General features: G+C 71.9%; 15 protein-coding genes. 5 read left to right on the top strand and 10 right to left on the bottom strand.

What is annotated here, in order from left to right:
* Window positions 1-277: 277 nt before the first annotated feature.
* Window positions 278-1,627, top strand: coding sequence for an HNH endonuclease signature motif containing protein (locus NQ160_RS07915; protein ID WP_257514677.1), 1,350 nt, complete (start codon window positions 278-280; stop codon window positions 1,625-1,627).
* A gap of 46 nt (window positions 1,628-1,673) precedes the next feature.
* Here the strand turns inward: NQ160_RS07915 and NQ160_RS07920 are convergent, their stop codons facing one another.
* Both NQ160_RS07920 and NQ160_RS07925 read right to left on the bottom strand, forming a co-directional pair.
* Window positions 1,674-2,477, bottom strand: a complete 804-nt coding sequence (locus NQ160_RS07920; RefSeq protein ID WP_257514678.1) for an alpha/beta fold hydrolase — start codon at window positions 2,475-2,477, stop codon at window positions 1,674-1,676.
* A 59-nt stretch (window positions 2,478-2,536) separates the two neighbouring features.
* Complete coding sequence (locus tag NQ160_RS07925; RefSeq protein WP_257514679.1) at window positions 2,537-3,319, bottom strand: SDR family oxidoreductase; 783 nt, start codon at window positions 3,317-3,319, stop codon at window positions 2,537-2,539.
* 121 nt (window positions 3,320-3,440) lie between these two features.
* On the opposite strand from NQ160_RS07925, the gene NQ160_RS07930 reads away from it, so the two are divergent.
* Together NQ160_RS07930 and NQ160_RS07935 are read left to right on the top strand one after the other, a co-directional pair.
* Window positions 3,441-4,763, top strand: a complete 1,323-nt coding sequence (locus tag NQ160_RS07930; protein ID WP_257514680.1) for a bifunctional o-acetylhomoserine/o-acetylserine sulfhydrylase — start codon at window positions 3,441-3,443, stop codon at window positions 4,761-4,763.
* Window positions 4,764-4,799: 36 nt separating this feature from the next.
* On the top strand, window positions 4,800-5,792 hold the full coding sequence (locus NQ160_RS07935) for a DUF2332 domain-containing protein (protein ID WP_257514681.1): 993 nt from the start codon (window positions 4,800-4,802) through the stop codon (window positions 5,790-5,792).
* 1 nt (window position 5,793) lies between these two features.
* Here NQ160_RS07935 and NQ160_RS07940 read toward each other — a convergent pair whose 3' ends face one another.
* Window positions 5,794-6,684: a hypothetical protein gene (locus NQ160_RS07940; protein WP_306852842.1), complete on the bottom strand. Its 891-nt coding sequence runs from the start codon at window positions 6,682-6,684 to the stop codon at window positions 5,794-5,796.
* Between the two features lie 124 nt (window positions 6,685-6,808).
* Between NQ160_RS07940 and metX the strand changes: the two genes are divergently transcribed.
* Window positions 6,809-8,014 (top strand): homoserine O-acetyltransferase MetX, encoded by a 1,206-nt coding sequence (gene metX, locus NQ160_RS07945; RefSeq protein WP_257514682.1) that lies wholly within the window; start codon window positions 6,809-6,811, stop codon window positions 8,012-8,014.
* A gap of 4 nt (window positions 8,015-8,018) precedes the next feature.
* On the opposite strand, the gene NQ160_RS07950 is transcribed toward metX, so the two are convergent.
* Genes NQ160_RS07950 through NQ160_RS07965 form a run of 4 tightly spaced genes read right to left on the bottom strand, consistent with a single transcriptional unit; the run spans window position 8,019 to window position 11,133 of the window.
* Window positions 8,019-8,699: an NUDIX hydrolase gene (locus tag NQ160_RS07950; protein WP_257514683.1), complete on the bottom strand. Its 681-nt coding sequence runs from the start codon at window positions 8,697-8,699 to the stop codon at window positions 8,019-8,021.
* 5 nt (window positions 8,700-8,704) lie between these two features.
* On the bottom strand, window positions 8,705-9,037 hold the full coding sequence (locus NQ160_RS07955; RefSeq protein WP_257514684.1) for a thiamine-binding protein: 333 nt from the start codon (window positions 9,035-9,037) through the stop codon (window positions 8,705-8,707).
* Between the two features lie 15 nt (window positions 9,038-9,052).
* The gene (locus NQ160_RS07960) at window positions 9,053-10,309 is read right to left on the bottom strand and encodes a hypothetical protein (protein ID WP_257514685.1); all 1,257 of its coding nucleotides are present in this window, start codon (window positions 10,307-10,309) and stop codon (window positions 9,053-9,055) included.
* A gap of 32 nt (window positions 10,310-10,341) precedes the next feature.
* The gene (locus NQ160_RS07965) at window positions 10,342-11,133 is read right to left on the bottom strand and encodes an ADP-dependent NAD(P)H-hydrate dehydratase (protein ID WP_306852846.1); all 792 of its coding nucleotides are present in this window, start codon (window positions 11,131-11,133) and stop codon (window positions 10,342-10,344) included.
* Between the two features lie 81 nt (window positions 11,134-11,214).
* Here NQ160_RS07965 and NQ160_RS07970 point away from each other — a divergent pair, with 81 nt between their 5' ends.
* On the top strand, window positions 11,215-12,297 hold the full coding sequence (locus NQ160_RS07970; protein WP_257514687.1) for an NADH:flavin oxidoreductase/NADH oxidase: 1,083 nt from the start codon (window positions 11,215-11,217) through the stop codon (window positions 12,295-12,297).
* A gap of 20 nt (window positions 12,298-12,317) precedes the next feature.
* On the opposite strand, the gene NQ160_RS07975 is transcribed toward NQ160_RS07970, so the two are convergent.
* From NQ160_RS07975 to NQ160_RS07985, 3 genes are all read right to left on the bottom strand, one after another.
* Entirely contained in the window at window positions 12,318-13,373 is a 1,056-nt protein-coding gene (locus tag NQ160_RS07975) for a hemolysin family protein (protein ID WP_257514688.1), read from the bottom strand.
* The gene (locus tag NQ160_RS07980) at window positions 13,366-14,691 is read right to left on the bottom strand and encodes a hemolysin family protein (protein ID WP_257514690.1); all 1,326 of its coding nucleotides are present in this window, start codon (window positions 14,689-14,691) and stop codon (window positions 13,366-13,368) included. Before NQ160_RS07980 ends, NQ160_RS07975 begins: the two co-directional genes overlap by 8 nt.
* 91 nt (window positions 14,692-14,782) lie before the next feature.
* Window positions 14,783-15,451: IMP dehydrogenase (locus NQ160_RS07985; RefSeq protein WP_257514689.1), on the bottom strand; the 669-nt coding region annotated here is incomplete at its 5' end.

Consider the following 15,451-nt stretch of genomic DNA (forward strand, 5'->3'; position numbering starts at 1 on the left):
GCGATGTCGGGGGCGACCGGCTGCAGCGCCCGCGCCCACCCGGGGTCCACCATTCCCGCCTCCGCGAGTTCGGGCAGGGTCATCGCCATCCGCTCCTCCGTCCACACCCGACCAGCCTACGGAGGGGCGCTTCGGGTGCGGCGGCGCATGGGATCGGTCGGTCGGCGCGTCTGCTGTTTCCTCCACAGCCAGGGGAGGGATCGAGTTATCCACAATGCCGGTGTGGCCTGGGATTTGTGCTCCCTGAATGTCGGAGGGGGTCGGCAGAATCTGGGGTATGAACAGTTCCCCGGTCACCGCCTCGATCGCCAGCTCGATCGCCACTGCCTCGCACGGCGCGGTGGTCACCGGCGTGGAGCACACGCGCCAGGCGATCGCCGCGTTGCAGGCGGAGGAGCTGCAGTGGCTGGCGCGGGCCGAGGCGATCGCCGCCGAGGAAACCGCGCGCATCCCGTCGGGTGAGGGGCGGGAGCGGGAGATGCCGCGCCGCGGCATGGCGGCCGAGCTTGCGGCGGTGCTGCGCCGCTCGGATCGGGGCATGCAGGAACGGATGCGTGACGCGGCGGGGCTGGTGGAGGGGTTCCCGGCGACGCTGGCCGCGCTGGAAGCGGGCCGCATCGACGTCGCGCACGTGCGGGTGATCCAGGATGCCGGCGCCCGCATCACCGACCCCGACGCCCGGGCCAGATTCGAGCAGGCCGCCCTGGTCGTGGCGGAGCGGGAGACGCCGGGGCGGGCGAAGCCGATCATCCTGATGCTCGCCCAGAAGCTCGACCCGATGCCACTGGAAGAACGGCACGCGGAAGCGACCGCCGGGCGGCGGGTATGGGTGCGCGACCTCGACGACGGCATGGCGGAACTCGCCGCGATCCTGCCGGCACCGCTGGCGTACGCGATCCGGGAGCGGCTCACCGCCCATGCGCGGGAGCTCATCGCGGCGGCGCGGGGTGCGCGGGCGGGCGCGGATGGCGAGGGCACGGAGGGCACCGCCGACGTCATCGCGACCGACCACCGCACCACCGACCAGGTCCGCGCCGACGTGCTCACCGACCTGCTCCTCACCGGACACGCCACCGCCCCGGTGTCCGCCGGCAGCATCCCCGAGACCGCCGCGATCACTGCGCACGTGCAGATCACCATCCCCGCTGCCACCCTCACCGGGGAAGGCACCGAACCCGCCGAACTCGTCGGATACGGGCCCATCGACCCCGACACCGCCCGGCACCTCGCCGCGACAGCCGAGGTCTGGGAGCGACTGTTCACCTCCCCCACCACCGGAGCGGTGCTGCAGGTCGATACCTACCGACCCAGCATGCAGATGCGGCGCTTCCTCGACGCGAGGGACGAGCACTGCCGGTTCCCCGGCTGCCGAAGACCCGCGAGACAGTGCGACGGCGACCACACCATCGACGCCGCCCTCGGCGGAGCGACCCGGGTCACCAACCTCGCCAACCTCTGCCCCGGACGACATCACCCGGTGAAACACGGCACGGCGTGGAGCGTCGTGCAGAAACCCGACGGCATCCTGGAATGGACCAGCCCCACCGGACGGGTCTATGTCGACATCCCGAGGCGGGTACTGGAGTTCATGGCCATCGCCGCAGCCGAAGAGCCGGCACCGTTTTAGACACCGGCCGACACCGGCGAAAGCCGCCGACAGCGGAGCAGCCGGCTCACTCAGGTCCGTGGGTCGCGTGCTCCGCGGTGGCGAGAAACTGCACGAGCCGCGCTGCCATCGCTTCCGAGTCCCACGTGTGCTCCGCTCCCCGCACCTGTTCGTGCGATCCTCGCGGCGCGGCGGCGGCGATGTCCACTGCGGCACGTGCCATGCCGGGGAGCGATTCCGTGCCGTACACCGCGAGGACGGGCACCGAAGTGTCGCGCAGCGACGACTCCAGCCCTTGGGATTCGAGCAGGGCAAGCGCCGAGCCGTCCGGAATCCAGCTCAGGATGAATGCGGGATACTCCGGCGACGCCTTGAGGAAGTCGATCCACCCCGGCGGCATGTCGATCATGTATGCCGCGACCGCGTCCCCGAGGCGTCCCGCGTCGATGTGGCCCTGGACGCTCTCCCACCACGCCGTGGCTCCGCCGTCGAACTGCCCGAACGGCGCCTCCCACAGGACGAGGCCCTTGAGCCCGACGATCGACGGTGCCGCCCGGATCGCGATCGCGCAGCCGGAAGAGTGGCCGACGAGCACCACCGGGACGTCCAGGTTCTGTGCGAGCGCGCGGATGGCCTCCACCTCCCGCTCCAGCGAGATCGGCCCCGATGCCGCCGAGTCCCCTCGGCCCACCCGGTCGTGCACGATCGCCTGAAAGTCGGCCTCTCCGATGCGTCTCGCGGTATCCGAGGTCACGCCGTCGCCCGCCCGAGCGAGGCCCGCACCGGCGACGAAGATCACCGCAGGCGCCGACTCCGGCCCGTACCGGTCGAAGACGATCCGGTCACCCAACGCCGTCCGCACTTCGCCCATGGCTCCACCGCCTCAGTCGAGAACCCGCCTCGACTCACACGCTAGACCGCGTTCGTCGCTCACTCCACCCGTCGACGTGGGCGCAGCGGACCGCGCGCGAGCAGGTGCTGCGCCGACTGCGCCACCGGGCGCATCGTGACGAGGTCGAGGTTGACGTGCCCCGGTGCGTTCAGCGCGTAGGCGATGACGTCGGCGACGTCGGATGCCACGAGCGGCTGCTCGACGCCGTCGTAGACCCGGTCCGCCGCGGCGCGGTCGCCGCCCAGGCGGTTGAGCGTGAACTCCTCGGTGTAGACCATGCCGGGAGCCACCTCTACGACGCGGATCGGCTCGCCGTTGAGCTCGAGGCGCAGCGCCTCGGCGAGCATGGACTCCCCCGCTTTGGCCGCGTTGTATCCGCCGCCGCCGGGGTACGCACGCTGTGCCGCGGTGGAGGTGACGAAGAGCGTGTCGGCGTGCCCGTCGACGGCCGCGGCGGCGCGCAGCTGCGGCAGCAGGGCCGCCACCAGCATCTGCGCGGACAGCACGTTCACCTCGAACATCCAGCGCCAGTCCGCCGGATCGCCGTCCTCGACACGATCGGCCCCCCGCGCCCCTCCTGCCACGTGCACGAGCGCGTGCACGGGCCCGGTGTCGGCGAGCCACTCGGAGAGCGCGTCGACGTCGGCCTGCTGCGTGAGGTCGGCCGCATAGGCCGCCGCGCCCGTCTCCTTCTCCAGCGCCGCCAGCCGCTCCGCGCGGCGCGCGACGCCCACCACGTCCCATCCGGCCTTTCGGAGGGCGCGCACCGTGGCCTCGCCGATCCCCGAACTCGCTCCCGTGACCACCGCGCGTCGTGTCATGGCACCCACCGTACCGCGCAGGTTACGTCACATTTCCGCCCCGTTGTTGACACGCGTGCCCAGTCCGTAGCCTCAGACCAGGCCGCGGCAGCCGCGGTCGGCCCGAGATCCAGGAGTCATCATGTCCGCACCCGAGAACTGGCGCTTCGAGACCAAGCAGATCCACTCCGGTGCCGCCCCGGACCCGGTCACCAAGGCGCGCGCCACGCCGATCTACCAGACCACCTCGTACGTGTTCGACAACGCCGACCACGCCGCGAACCTGTTCTCGCTGGCCGAGTTCGGCAACATCTACACCCGCATCCAGAACCCCACACAGGACGTCGTCGAGCAGCGCGTCGCCGCGCTCGAGGGCGGCACCGGCGCGCTGCTGGTCGCCAGCGGCCAGGCAGCCGAGACGTTCGCCGTGCTCAACATCGCGCAGGCCGGCGACCACATCGTGTCGTCGAGCTCGATCTACGGCGGCACCTACAACCTGTTCAAGTACACCCTCGCCAAGCTCGGCATCGAGACGACGTTCGTCGAGAACCAGGACGACCCCGAGGAGTGGCGCCGCGCGGTGCGCCCGAACACGAAGCTGTTCTTCGCCGAGACGATCGGCAACCCGCAGATCAACGTGCTCGACATCCGCACCGTCGCCGACATCGCCCACGAGTCCGGCGTGCCGCTCATCGTCGACAACACGATCGCCACGCCCTACCTCATCCGCCCGTTCGAGCACGGCGCCGACATCATCGTGCACTCCGCGACGAAGTTCCTCGGCGGCCACGGCACCACCATCGGCGGCGTCATCGTCGATGGCGGCAGCTTCGCATGGTCGCAGAACGTCGAGAAGTTCCCGGGCCTCACCGAACCCGACCCGTCGTACCACGGCGCCTCGTACACCACCGCCGTCGGCGACGGCCTGGCCTACATCATCAAGGCCCGCGTGCAGCTGCTGCGGGACCTCGGCGCGGCCATCGCGCCGATGAGCGCCTGGCTGCTGCTGCAGGGCATCGAGACCCTGTCGCTGCGCATCGAGCGTCACGTGCAGAACGCTCAGGAGATCGCGGAGTGGCTGGAGAACCACGACGACGTCGCCGCCGTGAACTACTCGGGCCTTCCGACCTCGCCCTGGTACGCCGCCGCCAACACCTACGCCCCGAAGGGCGTCGGCGCGGTGCTGTCGTTCGAGCTCAAGGGCGGCGTCGCGGCCGGCCGCGAGTTCGTCAACTCGCTGACGCTGTTCAGTCACCTCGCCAACATCGGCGATGTGCGCTCGCTCGTCATCCACCCCGCCTCCACGACGCACTCGCAGCTGACACCCGAGCAGCAGCTCACTTCGGGTGTCACCCCGGGCCTGGTGCGCCTGTCGGTGGGCATCGAGGCCGTCGAGGATCTGAAGGCCGACCTCGCGCAGGCTCTCGCCGCCGCCCGCCGCCTGTCGGAGGCCGCGCGCGCCTGACCGGCCGGTGAGGGGCGGGCGCCGTACCCTGATGCGGTGACCGACGCACTCGCCGCGACCTACGACGATTTCGGGCGCCGCTGGGCGCACGGCACGTCCCCGCTGTACGAGCACTGGGCGACCGGCATCGCGAAGGACCCCGGCATCCTCGCCCACATCGCCGCCCTCCCGCCCGCCGTGCGCCAGCCGAACCGCGTCTTCGCCGCCGCTCGTTGGGCGGGAAGTCCCCTCGAGCCGTTCCCGCAGTGGCGGGAGTGGCTCGAGGGGAACTGGGATCGGGTCGCCGAGATCGCACGGTCCCGCACCACCCAGACCAACGAGCCCGCGCGGTGCGCCACGCTGGTGCCGCAGCTCGCACGCATCCCCGGCCCCCTCGCGCTGCTGGAGGTCGGCACCGCGGCGGGGCTGTGCCTGCTGCCGGATCGCTACGCATACGAATACACCGCCCCCGGCGGCATCCATCGCATCGGTGACGCAGCTGTCGTGATGCCGTGTCGCGTGGACGACGACGAAGCGGTGCCCGAGCGCATTCCCGAGGTCATCTGGCGGCGCGGCATCGATCTGGCCCCGATCGACCCCCGGGACGCCACCGCGATCGACTGGCTCGCGACCCTGGTGTGGCCCGGTCCCGACCACGACGGCCGCGTGGCGCGGCTCCGCGCAGCGGCGGAGATCGCGGCGGCAGATCCGCCCGGCATCGTCCGCGGCGATCTGCTCGAGGCTCTGCCGGAGGTCGCCGCATCGGCACCGGCGGATGCCACGCTGGTGGTCTTCCACAGCGCCGTGCTGCTGTACCTCGATCAGGACGCGCGGCGCCGCTTCGTCGATCTGGTGGACCAGGTGCGCGCCGCCCGCGACGGCCGCGTGGTGTGGATCTCGAACGAGTCGTCGGGGGCGCTGCCGGGAGTGGACGCGCGCGTCCCGCGGGACCTCGACACCGATCACCGCTTCGTGCAGTCGGTCGATGGAGTGCCGGTGGCCCTCGCCGGCCAGCACGGCGCCACCTACGAGGTCCGACCGTTCTTCTGAATCAGGCGCCGTCCCACCACCGCAGCACCCGCAGCGCGCGCAGCGTCACCCAGCGGCTCGGGAACCCCTCGTGCTCTGCCTCCAGGTCGAACAGCGTGGGGCCCTGGTGGGTCAGCTCGAGCTTCCACATCCCGAACGGGAGCATCTTCGCGCGCAGCAGGTCGATCGCTTCCACGCAGCGGGCGTCACGCTCCGGGCGCGCCTCCCGCATGTAGTCCAGAGCACGCAGGACGTCGTAGTACCACCGGGTGGGGAAGGACGCCATGGTGAAGCGGGGGTCGATGACCTCACCGTTGGAGACGCGGCGGAGCAGGCGCCGCTCCAGCAGGTACTCCTCGCCGCGCGCGCGGGCGGCGGCCACGGCATCCGATCCGCCGTCGGCCTGCTCCCACGCCCACAGGCCCTCCAGCGCGCAGATCGTGGAGTGGAACGACGAGCGGCTCGTGCCGTCGTCGTCCCAGCAGTTCCACCCGCCGTCGGCCAGCTGCCCCGACAGCAGCGTCTCGACGATCATGCGGCCGTCCTGCCCGAAGTAGGCGGCGTTGGCCAGCGCTCCCCCGTTGATGCACGGCTCGACCTCGCCGTCGAAGTAGGGCTGCCCCTCGTGATCCCAGCGGACGTGCTCGCGCACCCGCGTGATCGCGCGCACGACCTCGGGCGCCGCTGGGTCGGGCCCGAACGCGCGCAGCAGTTCCAGTGACGGATGCGTGGCCGACCACGCGTCGTAGAACGGGCGGCTCTCATCCACCCAGCCGGGGCGATAGGTGCCCCCGTCCCACAGCCCGTCCTCGGCCTGCTCGGCGAGCAGCCGGGCTCCCCAACCCTCCGTGGCCACCCGCGCACGCTCCGCGGCGACCTCTTCGGGCGCGACATCCGTCAGATCTCGCAGCACCTGCCAGCGATGGCCGGATCGGAGTCCAGAAGATAGTCGATTGCGCTCATGGGCGGACCCTACCGCGACCTCCGGACACGTAACACGGGGCACTCTCTCGACCGCACCGACCAGAATGGGGGACGTGGACTGGCAGACCTCCGAAGACACCGTGCCCTCGGCGCCGGTGACCGAGGCCGACGCGCGCCTGCTGCTGGGCCGCCCTCCCGCGACCGGCGCCTGGCGCGACGGAGACCCGCCAGGTGACCGCAGGTTCGAAGCGTTCGGAGCCTTCCGCACCGAGAGCGGCCGCGAACTGTCCGCGATGCGCCTCGCGTACGAGACCTGGGGCGAGCTGAACCCCGCCCGCGACAACGCCGTGCTGATCCTGCACGCCCTCACCGGTGACTCCCACGTGCGCGGGCCTGCCGGCCCTGGCCACCCCACCGCCGGCTGGTGGAGCGACATCGTCGGTCCCGGCGCCCCGATCGACACCGATCGCTGGTTCGTCGTCGCCCCGAACATGCTGGGCGGATGCCAGGGATCGACCGGCCCGGCGAGCATCGGTCCCGACGGTTACGAATGGGCCTCGCGCTTCCCGTACCTCACCATCCGCGACCAGGTGGCCGCGCAGGTGCGCCTGGCCGACGCCCACGGCGTGGGCAGCTGGGCGGCGGTCGTGGGCGGATCGATGGGCGGCATGCATGCGCTGGAGTGGGCGGTGTCCGCTCCCGACCGCGTCGAACGTCTGGCGGTGCTCTCGGCTCCCCCGGCGAACACCGCCGACCAGATCGCGCTGAACTCGGTGCAGTTGGAGGCGATCCAGATCGACCCGAGATTCCAGGGCGGGGAGTACTACGACGCCGGCGACGGCGACGGTCCGCACCGGGGCCTCGCGCTGGCGCGCCGCATGGCGCTGCTGAACTACCGCTCCCCCACCGAGCTGAACTCGCGCTTCCAGCGCTCGTGGCAATCCGGCAAGAGCCCGCTCGGCCACGGCGGCCGGTTCGCCGTGGAGTCCTACCTCGACTTCCACGGCAACAAGTTCACGCGCCGCTTCGACGCCAACAGCTACCTGGTGCTGGTGGAGGCGATGGACTCGCACGACGTCGGCCGTGACCGCGGCGGCATCGAGGACGCCCTGGCGCGCGTGAGCGCCACGACCCTGGTGCTCGGCATCGACAGCGACCGACTGTTCCCCGTCGACGGGCAGCACCGCATCGCCCGCGGCATCCCGCACACGCTCGACGGCGACGCCGCGGTGGTGCTCTCCAGCGACTTCGGCCACGACGGGTTCCTGATCGAGACTGCCGCCGTCGGCCACCACCTGCGGCGTCTGCTGCAGAGCTGAGCGCTCAGCCGGCGGCGCGCGTGTAGCGCCACGGCAGGGCGCCGACCTCGAGGCGGTGGCGGGCCGCACCGCCGGCAGCCGACGGCTCGTACTCGGCGTCTTCCTGCCACAGCAGCAGCGGTCCGTCGGTGCCCCGGTGCGCGACGGTCTCGAAATGCTGGATGCCGCCCAGGCGCGCCGCGGCGAGCGCGCTGCCCGCGTCGTCGTGGCCGAGAAGACCGTGCAGCGCGACCCACGTCGGCGGATAGAGGATCATCTCGTCCCGGCCGTGCGCCGCGAGCGCGTCGGCGGGCCGGAGCCACCGCGCCGCGACGGCCTCGTCGGGCGCCGGACGCACCTCGCCGCCGGGGTCGGGTGCGAGGAAGAACCAGGTGCGGATGCGCAGCGGCAGCGCGGGCGGCGGGTCCCAGACCGACAGGGTGACCAGCTCCGCCGGGTCGATGCACAGCCCCACCTCTTCGCGGGTCTCGCGCACTCCGGCGACGCGGGCGACGTCCTCCTCGGAGTCAGTGGGGCCGACGCGGTCGTCGGCATCCACCTTGCCACCCGGGAACACCCACGCGCCGGCGAACGACCCCCGGTCCGGCCGCTCCAGCATCAGCACCTCGAGCCCTGCGTCGCCGTCCCGCAGCAGCACGACGGTCCCCGCCAGGGGAACGGCGGGGTCGTTCGCGTCCTCCGGCACGCCGGTCAGTCCTCGGTGCCGGCGGACTCGTTCGCGGCGGCATCCAGCGCCTGCTCGAGGCGCTGCACCTTGCCGTCGATCTCGCCGGTGTGGCCCGGCCTGATGTCGGCCTTCAGCACGAGCGACACCCGCGACCCGAACGGCAGAACTGCCTCGGTGGCGCGCTTGACCACGTCGAAGACCTCGTCCCACTCGCCCTCGACCTCGGTGAACATCGAGGTCGTGCGGTGCGGCAGGCCAGAAGCGCGCACGACGGCCACGGCCGCCGCGACCGCGTCATGCACCGAGCCGTCGGCTCGGCCGGTGCCGCTGGGAGCGACGGAGAAGGCGATGAGCATGGGAACCTCCAGGAATCAGATCGACACGAATCGGGCGGATGCCGCTCGGCGCGGCGCTCCGGCGGGCACGGGCACACGCGCGATGCGCACGAACGCCCACACCCACAGCACGACAGAGAGCAGGTTGCGAAGGGTGAGCACCGTGACGGGCCAGGGCGCCGCAGCAAGCACGCCGCCGTAGAGCACCGGGTAGATCAGCTGCGTGAGCAGGGCGATCACCAGCGCCAGCACGGCCGGCCGCCACCAGCGGCGCCGGTCGAGCACCAGCCCGAGCACGAGCGGGGCCACCATCCACGTCGCGAACTGTGGAGAACCCACCTTGTTCACCACGACGAAGGTCATCACGAGGCTGAGCGCCAGCGGCGGCAGCAGCGCCACCACGTGGGCGCCCCGACGCACCTTGACCACTCCGATGCAGGCCACCGCCAGCATCACGGCCGCCATGAGCGGCGTCATCGCTGCGCTCAGCCCCTCGACCCCGGGTCCGGTCACCTGGAAGGTCAGCATGTCGCGGTCGTAGTAGAGCTGAGAACCCGGCACCCCGAGCGCTGTGAGCCACATGTGCACGGTGCTGACCGGCGCCTCGATCTGCAGCCCGCGCTCGGTCTGACCGCGGACGAAGCCGAAGAGGTACGCGCCGCCTCCCGCCGCGAGCACGGCCGCCGCCGTGACGGCCGAGACGGCCACGGCGCCGGCGACCACCCGCATCCGGGCGCGCAGGGCGATGACGGCCGCGGCCAGGAGCGCTGCCGGCCACACCTTGATCCAGGTACCCACAGACAGGAGCACGGCGGCGAGGAGCGGCCGGCCCGAGAGCCACAGGCATCCCATCACCGCGAGGGCGACCGTCAGTCCGTCGAGGCGGTACATCCCCACGGGTCCGAGCAGCGCGATGAACGCGAGCCAGAACCAGGCGCCGGCCACGCGGCCGCGGGAGCGCCCCCCGCCCACCAGCAGCGCGAACGCCACCGCGTCGGCGATCGTGACCACCACAGCCCAGCCCACCGTGTAGCCGCCGGGCCCGGCGAACAGCCACCCCGCCAGCATCGGGACGAGCGCCAGCTGGGGGTACACCCAGGGCGCCGTGACACCCATGACCTCGCGTCCGTCGGGGCAGTACGACGACGTGCCGCCCCACAGCGCACAGGACGACCAGGGCTCGTACACCAGGTACACATCGCCCATGGGCTGGTTCGGCATGACGAAGCCCAGCACTGCGACGCCGACGTGCACGACGGCGAAGGCAAGCCACAGCAGCGCACGCGTCGACACGGTGCCCATCCTACGGACCGGGGCCGTGCCGGTCAGAAGCGCCCGGACAGCACGGCGCCGACCACGCGAGGGAGCGCCGCCGCGACATCCAGCGCCGTGATGGGTCCCCCGCCCGCGTCACGGGATGCGAGGGCGCCCGCCTGCCCGTGCAGCCACGCGCCGGATGCCGCCGACGCCACGAGCCCCGTCGGCTCGACGTCGCCGCCGGCCGCCCGTGCGGCCACGAGCGCGGCGACCACGCCGCCCAGCACGTCACCGGTTCCGGCCGTCGCGAGCCACGGCGTGCCCGCCCTCACCCGCACCGCCGTCCCGTCCGGCGAGGCGACGATCGTCTCGGCGCCCTTGAGCAGCACGACGCCCCCGAGCGCCGCAGCGGTGTCGAGGGCGGCTGTCACGCGATCGGCTCCGACGGGCTCGTCCCGTCCGAGCGCCGCCCAGAGCGTCGCGTGCTCGCGCTCGTGGGGCGTGACGACCAGTGGCGCCGTGGCACCGGGCGCCAGGTCCAGCGCACCCGCGTCGGCCACCACCGGCACGTCGCCGGCGAGCAGGTGGCGAAGCGCCGCGGTCTCGGCGCGGGTGCGCTCCGCGGCATCCGTCCCCGAGCCGATCAGCCAGGCCTGCACGCGCCCGTCGCCGGTCACCGTCTCGGGGCGCCTGGCCAGCACGGCGGCGGCGGCGGTCTCGGGTCCGACGTAGCGGACCATGCCGATGCCCGTGCGCCACGCGGCCTCGACGCCCAGCACCGCGGCGCCCGGATAGCGGTCCGATCCGGTTCGCACCCCCACGACGCCGCGGGAATACTTGTGGTCGGCGTCCGTTGGCATCCACAGGGACGCCGCGACATCCGTATGCGTCCACGCCCGCGCTCCGACCATGGGCGCCACCCTACCCGTGCCGGAGGCACCGTGACCCTGCTGTTCCAGCCCTTCATCCTCGGCACCGACCCCGCCACCGCCGTCACCACCCGCAACCGGCTGTGGGTCGCCCCGATGTGCCAGTACTCGGCCGAGGACGGCGTGCCAGGGGAATGGCACCACGTGCACCTCGCGCAGTTCGCCTCCGGCGGGGCGGGCCTGGTCATGGCCGAGGCGACCGCCGTCTCGCCGGAGGGCCGGATCTCACCCGAGGACGTCGGACTGTGGAACGACGCCCAGCGCGACGCGTGGGCCCCCATCGCCGCCGCCATCCGCCGCCGCGGCGCGGTGCCGGCCGTGCAGCTGGCCCACGCCGGACGCAAGGCCTCGACCTGGTCGCCCTTCTCCGGGCACCGTGGCAGCGTCCCTGCCGCCGACGGCGGCTGGCGCACCGTCGCACCGTCCGCCGTCGCGTTCGAGGGCTTCGCCACGCCCGAGGCGCTGGATCCGGCCGGCATCGACCGCATCGTCGACGCGTTCGCCGCTGCCGCCGCACGCGCCGTGGATGCCGGCTTCGAGGTGCTGGAGATCCACGCCGCCCACGGCTACCTGCTGCACCAGTTCCTCTCGCCGCTGGCGAATCTGCGCGACGACGAGTACGGCGGCTCCCTCGAGGGACGCGCCCGCCTGCTGCTGCGGGTCTGCGATGCTGTGGCCGCCGCCGCGCCCGGCGTGCCCGTGATCGTGCGCTTCTCGGCGACCGATTGGGCCGAAGGCGGGTGGGACGTGGAAGACACTGCGACCGTCGCCGGCTGGGTGGCCGAGCGTGGCGTCGCACTCATCGACATCTCCAGCGGCGGGCTCGTCGCACATCAGCGCATCACCACGGGCCCCGGCTACCAGGTGCCGCTGGCCGCGCAGGTGCGGGCGGCGGCGCACGTGCCGGTCAGCGCCGTGGGCGAGATCACGGATGCCGCACAGGCGGAGCGCGTCCTCGTCGAGGGCGACGCCGACGTCGTCATGGCCGGACGGGAGTGGCTGCGCGACCCGCACTTCGCGCTGCGCGCCGCGGGCGAGCTGGGCGAGGACATCGGATACTGGCCGCCACAGTACGTGCGGGCACGCCGCCCCTGAGGTGGTTCGCCGTCATCACCTCACCGCAGGCGCCGCGTGGCGTCCTGCACTTCACCGACCAGCTCTTCGATGATGTCCTCGAGGAACAGCACCGCGGTGGTGCGGCCGGACTGGTCGCGCACCTGCGCGAGGTGGCGGCTGGAGCGGCGCATGATCGCGAGCGCGTCTTCGAGATCGGTCGTCTCGGCCACCGGCACCATGTGGTGGATCCGCTTGGGCTTCACCGGTGCGGACGCGGCCGTTGCGGCATCGGGGCCTTCCGCCTCGCGCAGCACATCCTTCAGGTGCACGTATCCCAGCGGCGCCCCCTCGGCGTCGACGATCACGTAGCGCGAGAAGCCGTGCTTGGCCACCGCCCGCTCGATCTCGTCGGGCGTGGTCGATTCCGGCAGGGTCACCAGCGACGACAGCGGCACCGCGACGTCTTTGGCCTTCTTGTCGGTGAACTCCACCGCCGCCGCCACCGTGCCCGAGGCATCGTCGAGCACGCCCTCGATGCGCGACTGGTTCACGATCGTCGCGACCTCGTCGAGTGTGAAGGTCGAGGCGGCCTCGTCCTTGGGCTCGACGCGGAACAGCCGAAGCACGTGGTTGGCGATCCAGTTGAGGGTCACGATGATCGGGTGGAAGAGCCGCGACACCCACACCAGGGGCGTCGCCAGCAGCAGCACGGCGCGGTCCGGCAGCGAGAACGCCAGGTTCTTCGGCACCATCTCGCCGAAGACGACGTGCAGGTACGACACCAGCAGCAGGGCGATGACGAACGCGATGACGTCGACGACCCCCTCGCCCAGCCCCGTCAGCCCCAGCGGGACCGCCAGCAGGTGGTGGATGGCGGGTTCGGAGACGTTGAGGATCAGCAGGGAGCAGATCGTGATGCCGAGCTGACACGTCGCGAGCATGAGCGTGGCGTGCTCCATGGCCCACAGCGCCGTCTTGGCCGGCCGGGATCCCTTTTCTGCCAACGGCTCGATCTGCGAGCGGCGCGCGGAGATGACGGCGAACTCGGCGCCCACGAAGAACGCGTTGAACACCAGCAGCACGACGAGCCATGCGATTCCGGCCCAGTCACTCATCGCGTGCCCTTTCTTCGGTGCCTTGCACGATCGGGCGCGGGGTGAACCTCACGCGTCCGACCCGTCGTCCGTCCATGCGCTGCACCGTCAGCGTGCCGTCTTCGAGTTCGATGCTGTCGCCGACGACCGGGATGCGCTCCAGCACGCTCATGACGTACCCGCCCACGGTGTCGTACACGTCCCCTTCGGGCACGCGGATGCCGGTGCGGTCACGCAGTTCGTCGGGGCGCAGCTCGCCGGGGAAGGTCACGAGACCGGCCGTGCGCACGATCCCCGCGCGGCTGCGGTCGTGCTCGTCGAGCACCTCCCCGACGATCTCCTCGACGAGGTCCTCCAGGGTCACGACGCCGGCAGTGCCGCCGTACTCGTCGACCACGATGGCCATCTGGTAGCCGCGCGCCCGCAGCTCGGACATGAGGGCGTCCAGGTGCACGGCCTCGGGCACACGCAGCGGCTCCGAGGCGATCGCGGCGGCCGGCACGTCGACGCGGCGGTCGCGCGGCACGCTGACGGCGGCCTTGAGGTGCACAACGCCCGTGATGTCGTCCATCGAGTCGTCGTACACCGGGAACCGGCTGTGGCCGGTGCGCCGCGCGAGCTGGATGACGTCCTCGACCGAGTCCGACGCGGCGACGGCGTGCACGCTCGGTCGCGGCGTCATGACGTCGGCGGCGGTGAGGCGCGAGAAGGTGAGGGTGCGCTGCAGCAGCGAGGCGGTGTCCTGCTCGAGCACACCGGCGCTGGCAGACCGCCGCACGAGGCTCGACAGCTCCTCGGCCGTGCGGGCGCCGGAGAGCTCCTCCTTCGGCTCCACGCCCATCGCGCGCAAGATGCCGTTGGCGCTGCCGTTGAGCACCGAGACGGCGGGGCGGAACACCGTGGTGAACCCGACCTGGAACGGCATCACGAGCTTCGCAGTCTGGCGCGGGATGGCGAGGGCGAAGTTCTTCGGCACGAGCTCGCCGAGGATCATCGAGAAGATCGTCGCGATTGACATGCCGACCACGGCGGCCACCGGACGCGAGACGGCCTCCGACCAGCCCCACCCGTCGAAGACGGGAGCGAGCAGGTTCGAGATCGCCGGCTCCATGGTGTAGCCGGTGAGCAGCGTCGTCAGCGTGATGCCCAGCTGAGCGCTCGACAGGTGCGTCGAGGTGATGCGCAGCGCCGAGATGGTGATCGACAGGCGAGTCTCGCCCGCGGCCTGGCGCGACTCCAGGTCCGCTCGGTCCAGGTTCACCAGGGCGAACTCACTGGCGACGAAGAGGCCGGTGCCGACTGTCAGAAGCAGCCCCACGCCCAACATCACGTAATCCATCACGCGTCACCCCCCGTCAGGGGGAGAAAGGGTCGGTGGGGCGAGCATCTACTACTGGGAGGGTCGTCCATCGTAGGGGAATTCTACGGGATCACCAGCTGACGGGCAGGGCCTTTCCCTCTTCGTAGCCGGCGGCGGACTGCACGCCGACCATGGCGCGCTCGTGGAACTCGGCGACGCTGGCCGCACCGGCGTAGGTGAACGACGAGCGCACCCCGGAGGTGATCATGTCCAGCAGATCCTCCAGCCCTGGCCGCAGCGGATCGAGGTAGATCTTCGACGACGAGATCCCCTCGGCGAACAGCTCCCTGCGGGCCAGCTCATAGGGGTCCAGCCGCCCGAAGCGCTCGTGCACCGCCTTGGTCGAGGCCATCCCCCACGACTCCTTATAGGCCCGCCCCGCGTCGTCTGTCAGCAACTCTCCCGGCGCCTCGATCGTGCCGGCGAACCAGGAGCCGATCATCACCGATGCCGCGCCCGCCGCCAGCGCGAGGGCCACGTCCCGCGGGTAGCGCACGCCGCCGTCGGCCCACATGTGTCCGCCGTGCTCGGCGGCCGCCTGCGCCGTCTCGAGCACGGCCGAGAACTGGGGGCGCCCGACGGCGGTCATCATGCGCGTCGTGCACATCGCACCCGGTCCCACGCCGACCTTCAGGATCGACGCGCCCGCCGCCATGAGATCCGCCACTCCCTCGGCCGTCACGACGTTGCCGGCGGCGATGGGGATGCCGAGATCCAGGGCCGACACGGCGTGCAGCGC

This window comes from Microbacterium sp. zg.Y909, from assembly GCF_024626565.1.

What these genes read in the sequence shown, in the direction of transcription:
- NQ160_RS07915 (WP_257514677.1), top strand. Translation starts at nt 278, where the DNA reads ATGAACAGTTCCCCGGTCACCGCCTCGATCGCCAGCTCGATCGCCACT.
- NQ160_RS07920 (WP_257514678.1), bottom strand. Translation starts at nt 2,477, where the DNA reads ATGGGCGAAGTGCGGACGGCGTTGGGTGACCGGATCGTCTTCGACCGG.
- NQ160_RS07925 (WP_257514679.1), bottom strand. Translation starts at nt 3,319, where the DNA reads ATGACACGACGCGCGGTGGTCACGGGAGCGAGTTCGGGGATCGGCGAG.
- NQ160_RS07930 (WP_257514680.1), top strand. Translation starts at nt 3,441, where the DNA reads ATGTCCGCACCCGAGAACTGGCGCTTCGAGACCAAGCAGATCCACTCC.
- NQ160_RS07955 (WP_257514684.1), bottom strand. Translation starts at nt 9,037, where the DNA reads ATGCTCATCGCCTTCTCCGTCGCTCCCAGCGGCACCGGCCGAGCCGAC.
- NQ160_RS07965 (WP_306852846.1), bottom strand. Translation starts at nt 11,133, where the DNA reads ATGCCAACGGACGCCGACCACAAGTATTCCCGCGGCGTCGTGGGGGTG.
- NQ160_RS07975 (WP_257514688.1), bottom strand. Translation starts at nt 13,373, where the DNA reads ATGAGTGACTGGGCCGGAATCGCATGGCTCGTCGTGCTGCTGGTGTTC.
- NQ160_RS07980 (WP_257514690.1), bottom strand. Translation starts at nt 14,691, where the DNA reads ATGGATTACGTGATGTTGGGCGTGGGGCTGCTTCTGACAGTCGGCACC.